Here is a 4955-nt window from a genome sequence, read left to right as displayed (position 1 = left end):
GGGGGGGGGGGGCGGGGGGGGGGGGGGGGGGGGGGGGGGCGCGGCTTGGGGGCGGGGGGGGGGGGGGTTCGCCCCTTGGGCGGGGGGGGGGGGGGGGGCGGGGTCGGGGGTGTCCGTCCTCGGACTGGCGCGACTGTGCTTCTTGGAAGGGGTGCGGGGTGCGGACGCGCCAGCCGCTGCGGGCGGCCACCCCCGCCCCGTCCCCTTCCCGCCGTGGGCGTCCGGACTCCGCCCACCGCAGCACGTGCCTCGCGGCCGGTAGGCGCCTGCGGCCCGCCGAAGCCGCGGGCAGCCGCCCGCCGCGTCAGCCGCCCGCCGCGTCAGCCGCGGGCAATCGTGCCTCCCCCAGTGCCTTAAGGGCCTGGGAGGTGCCCCCAGGGCGGCACGGGTGGGCGGTGGGGCACCTCCCGCTCGAGCGGAGTCGAGAGTGGGGGAGGCACCCCGCAAGCGCCGGGCCGCGCGGACACCCCCTGGCCCACACCCACGCGGGGGCACCTCGCAGGTGCCGGGCCGCGCGGACACCCCCTGGCCCACACCCACGCGGGGGCACCCCGCAGGTGCCGGGCCGCGCAACCCCCGCCCCCCCCCACCGGCACGGGGCACCCCGCAAGGCGCCGGAACGGCGTTAGCCGGAAGGCGTCGGCGCGCCGTACCCCGGAGAAGCGGGCCGGCGTCTACAGGCGGCCGAGGACCTGTCCCAGCAGGGACCCCATCCGTGTCGCGGAGTCCCGGCCCGCCTGGAGGACCTCCTCGTGGTTCAGCGGTTCGCCCGTCATCCCCGCGGCCAGGTTGGTGACCAAAGAGATGCCCAGAACCTCCGCCCCCGCCTCACGCGCGGCGATGGCCTCGAGAACCGTCGACATGCCGACCAGGTCCGCCCCGATCACCCGGGCCATCCGGATCTCCGCCGGAGTCTCGTAGTGCGGGCCGGGGAACTGCGCGTAGACGCCCTCCTCCAGCGTGGGGTCGATCTCCTTGCACAGCGCCCGCAGGCGGGGCGAGTAGAGATCGGTGAGGTCGACGAAGTTCGCGCCGACGATCGGGGAGGTCGCCGTCAGGTTGATGTGGTCGCTGATCAGGACCGGCTGACCGGGGCGCATGCCCGCGCGCAGACCCCCGCAGCCGTTCGTCAGGACGATCGTCTTCGCCCCCGCGGCCACGGCCGTACGGACGCCGTGGGCCACCGAGGCGACCCCGCGTCCCTCGTAGTAGTGCGTACGGCCCAGGAACACCAGGGCCCGCTTCGCACCGATGGCGTACGAGCGGATCTTGCCGCCGTGGCCCTCGACCGCCGGGGGCGGGAAACCGGGCAGCTCGGTGACCTGGAACTCGGCCTCGGGGGTGCCCAGGGCGTCCACGGCCGGGGCCCAGCCGGAGCCCATCACGAGGGCGACGTCGTGGGTCTCGGCGCCGGTGAGTTCGCGCAGGCGCGCGGCGGCGGCGTCGGCTGCGGCGTACGGGTCGCCCTGGATGTCGTCCGGAAGAAGAGAAGCGTTCACGCGATGAGGGTAGCCGGTATTCGCCTACGCGCGTAGATGTCGGAGCGGACGGGTTGGCGATCGTTGTCTTGTCGTTTCCCCCGAAGGGGTCAGCAAGGACGCTTGCGGAGTTCCATCACATAGTCGTGGGGCGCGCCCGCGGACTCCGCCGCGTCGGCGATCTCGCCCAGGTAGCGGGCCGCGGGAAGGCCGCCCTCGTAACTGTTGAGGACGTACGTCCAGGCCGGCTCCTCGCCGTCCAGGGTGTGCACACGCACCCGGGTGCGGCGGTAGAGGTCCAGGCCGCCCGCGCCCTCCCAGCGGTCCAGGGACTCCTCGTCCATCGGGGCGATGTCGTAGAGGGCGACGAAGACCGCCGAGATCGGGTCCTCGACCAGCGTGGCCAGCGCGCCCTCCCAGCCCATGTGCTCGCCCCCGAACGTCAGTCTCCACCCGTTCAGCCAGCCGGTGGCGCGCAGCGGCGAGTGCGGGGCGCGGCGGGACATCAGCCGCGCGTCGAGATGGCCGGCGTACGCGGCGTAGAGCGACATGGGGGAAGGGTACGGCAGCCGGAACCGGGCCCACTCCGGTAACAGGGGGGCCACGGCCGAGGCCCCCGGGCGGTCGCACGGTGAAGTGTGCGGGACAATGGAGTACGTGACTCGGATCGTGATCATCGGTGGCGGACCCGGCGGATACGAAGCGGCGCTGGTCGCCGCACAGCTCGGCGCGGAGGTGACCGTCGTCGACTGCGACGGCCTGGGCGGGGCGTCGGTGCTCACCGACTGCGTACCGTCCAAGACCCTGATCGCCACGGCCGAGGTGATGACCACCTTCGACTCCTCGTACGAGGAACTGGGCATCATCGTCGCCGACGACACCCCGCCCATGGAGCAGGCCGCCCGGGTGGTGGGCGTGGACCTCGGCAAGGTCAACCGGCGTGTGAAGCGGCTCGCACTGGCCCAGTCCCACGACATCACCGCGTCCGTGACCCGGGCCGGCGCGCGTGTGCTGCGCGGGCGGGGCCGGCTGGAGGGCATGCAGGCGCTCGACGGATCGCGGAAGGTCGTCGTCCGTGCCGCGGACGGGACCGAGGAGACGCTCACCGCCGACGCCGTGCTGATCGCGACCGGCGGGCACCCGCGCGAGCTGCCGGACGCCCGCCCCGACGGCGAGCGGATCCTGAACTGGACCCAGGTGTACGACCTGAACGAGCTCCCCGAGGAGCTCATCGTGGTCGGATCGGGTGTCACGGGTGCCGAGTTCGCCGGTGCCTACCAGGCGCTCGGGTCGAAGGTGACGCTCGTGTCCTCGCGCGACCGGGTGCTGCCGGGCGAGGACCCGGACGCCGCCGCCGTGCTGGAGGACGTCTTCCGCCGCCGCGGGATGAACGTCATGGCGCGCTCGCGGGCCCAGTCCGCGAAGCGGGTCGGGGACCGGGTGGAGGTGACGCTCGCCGACGGCCGCGTCATCACCGGCTCGCACTGTCTGATGGCCGTGGGCGCCATCCCGAACTCCGAGGGCATGGGCCTGGAGGAGGCCGGGGTCAGGCTGCGGGAGTCCGGCCACATCTGGACCGACAAGGTCTCCCGGACGACGGCTCCCGGCGTCTACGCCGCCGGTGACGTCACCGGCGTCTTCGCGCTCGCCTCCGTGGCGGCGATGCAGGGCCGTATCGCCATGTACCACTTCCTGGGCGACGCGGTGGCCCCGCTGAACCTGAAGACGGTCTCGTCGAACGTCTTCACCGACCCCGAGATCGCCACCGTCGGCTACTCCCAGGCCGACGTCGACGCCGGCAAGATCGACGCCCGCGTGGTGAAGCTGCCGCTGCTGCGCAACCCGCGCGCGAAGATGCAGGGCATCCGCGACGGCTTCGTCAAGATCTTCTGCCGTCCCGGCACCGGCATCGTGGTGGGCGGCGTGGTCGTCGCGCCGCGCGCCTCGGAACTCATCCACCCCATCTCGATCGCGGTCGACAACAATCTGACGGTGGAGCAGATCGCGAACGCCTTCACGGTCTACCCCTCGCTGTCGGGCTCGATCGCCGAGGTGGCACGGCAGTTGCACACGCGGAAGGCCGACGAGGAGGTCTGACGGCCCGAAACGGCGGCTCTATACCACTTGGTGCGGGGCCGTGCGAACAACTTCTGCTATTCAGCGCAAACTGCTGAAAGTAGACGGTCGCTGGCGTTACTGTCAGTTTCGTGTTCGCTGCAGAACGTCGCCAATTGATCCTCGAAATGGTGCGAGCGAACGGGGCCGTGTCGCTCCGTGAGCTCGCCCGCGTCGTCCAGACCTCCGAAGTGACCGTACGGCGGGACGTGCGCGCGCTGGAGGCAGAAGGACTCCTCGACCGCCGGCACGGCGGTGCGGTACTGCCGGGCGGTTTCACGCGAGAGTCCGGTTTTCCGCAGAAGTCACATCTCGCGACCGCCGAGAAGACCGCCATCGCCGACCTCGCCGCGAATCTCGTGGAAGAGGGCGAGGCCATCGTGGTCGGCGCGGGTACCACCACGCAGGAGCTGGCCCGCCGGCTGGCCCGGGTGCCCGGCCTCACGGTCGTCACCAACTCCCTGCTGGTCGCCCAGGCGTTGGCCCACGCCAACCGGGTGGAGGTGGTGATGACCGGCGGTACGCTCCGCGGCTCGAACTACGCCCTGGTGGGCAGCGGTGCCGAGCAGTCCCTGCAGGGGTTGCGGGTGTCCCGGGCGTTCCTCTCCGGGAGCGGTCTCACCGCCGAGCGCGGGCTGTCCACGTCCAACATGCTGTCGGCGTCGGTCGACCGGGCATTGGTGCAGGCCGCGGCGGAGGTGGTGGTCCTCGCGGACCACACCAAGCTCGGTACGGACACGATGTTCCAGACGGTGCCCACGGATCTGATCACGCGACTGGTGACCGATGAGCCGGCCGGGCATGACGACCGGGCGGCGACGGAGTTGCAGGCGCTGGCCGATCAGGGCGTGCAGATCGCTGTCGCGGGGGCGGGGGGTGAGGGGGGCTCGGCGGGGCGTCAGCGCCGGGATGTTCCTCTTCCCGGGCCGCGTCGGCAAGGGCCCGGCGGGCTGCGTACGGCTGTGGCGCTGGGGGCGGCGGAGTCGGCGCAGGGGGCTGAGCGGGCGCGGGTGGCGGATCTGCGGAGGCGCTGACGGTTCGCTCGGGGCTGCTTTGCGGGCGCCCTGCGCTGCGCCGGGCCGGGGGTGGGTTTGCGTCACCCTTGCGCATATCGGGTGCCTCGCGTAGATGCGGAGCGGGGCTGCGCCGCCCCGGTGTCGGCCTGTGGGCTGCGCGGCCCGGCGCTTTGCGGGTGTCCCGGCGTGGGCGTGGGCCGGGGGTGGGGTTGCGCGGCCCGGCGCCTACGGGGTGCCTCCCCCACTCTCGACTCCGCTCGAGCGGGAGGTGCCCCCACCGCCCACCCGTGCCGCCCTGGGGGTACCTCCCAGGCCCTTAAGGCACTGGGGGAGGCACGACTGCCCG

At 72.9% G+C, this 4955-nt stretch carries 4 protein-coding genes; 2 read left to right on the top strand and 2 right to left on the bottom strand.

The window, feature by feature from the left end; genetic code table 11:
• Nucleotides 1–674 precede the first annotated feature (674 nt).
• Both ACIA6T_RS35505 and ACIA6T_RS35500 read right to left on the bottom strand, forming a co-directional pair.
• On the bottom strand, nucleotides 675–1499 hold the full coding sequence (locus ACIA6T_RS35505) for a purine-nucleoside phosphorylase (protein WP_344557486.1): 825 nt from the start codon (nucleotides 1497–1499) through the stop codon (nucleotides 675–677).
• An 89-nt stretch (nucleotides 1500–1588) separates the two neighbouring features.
• Nucleotides 1589–2029, bottom strand: a complete 441-nt coding sequence (locus ACIA6T_RS35500; protein ID WP_399450627.1) for a gamma-glutamylcyclotransferase — start codon at nucleotides 2027–2029, stop codon at nucleotides 1589–1591.
• Between ACIA6T_RS35500 and ACIA6T_RS35495 the strand changes: the two genes are divergently transcribed.
• Complete coding sequence (locus tag ACIA6T_RS35495; protein WP_399450626.1) at nucleotides 2028–3575, top strand: NAD(P)H-quinone dehydrogenase; 1548 nt, start codon at nucleotides 2028–2030, stop codon at nucleotides 3573–3575. The two genes, ACIA6T_RS35500 and ACIA6T_RS35495, sit on opposite strands and share 2 nt — an antisense overlap.
• Nucleotides 3576–3685: 110 nt before the next feature.
• On the top strand, nucleotides 3686–4627 hold the full coding sequence (locus ACIA6T_RS35490) for a DeoR/GlpR family DNA-binding transcription regulator (RefSeq protein ID WP_399450625.1): 942 nt from the start codon (nucleotides 3686–3688) through the stop codon (nucleotides 4625–4627).
• The last annotated feature ends 328 nt before the right edge of the window (nucleotides 4628–4955 follow it).

This window comes from Streptomyces sp. NPDC051740, assembly GCF_044453165.1.
GTDB classification, from domain to species: Bacteria; Actinomycetota; Actinomycetes; order Streptomycetales; family Streptomycetaceae; genus Streptomyces; species Streptomyces atrovirens.
This window is presented reverse-complemented; position numbering and strand designations above follow the sequence as displayed.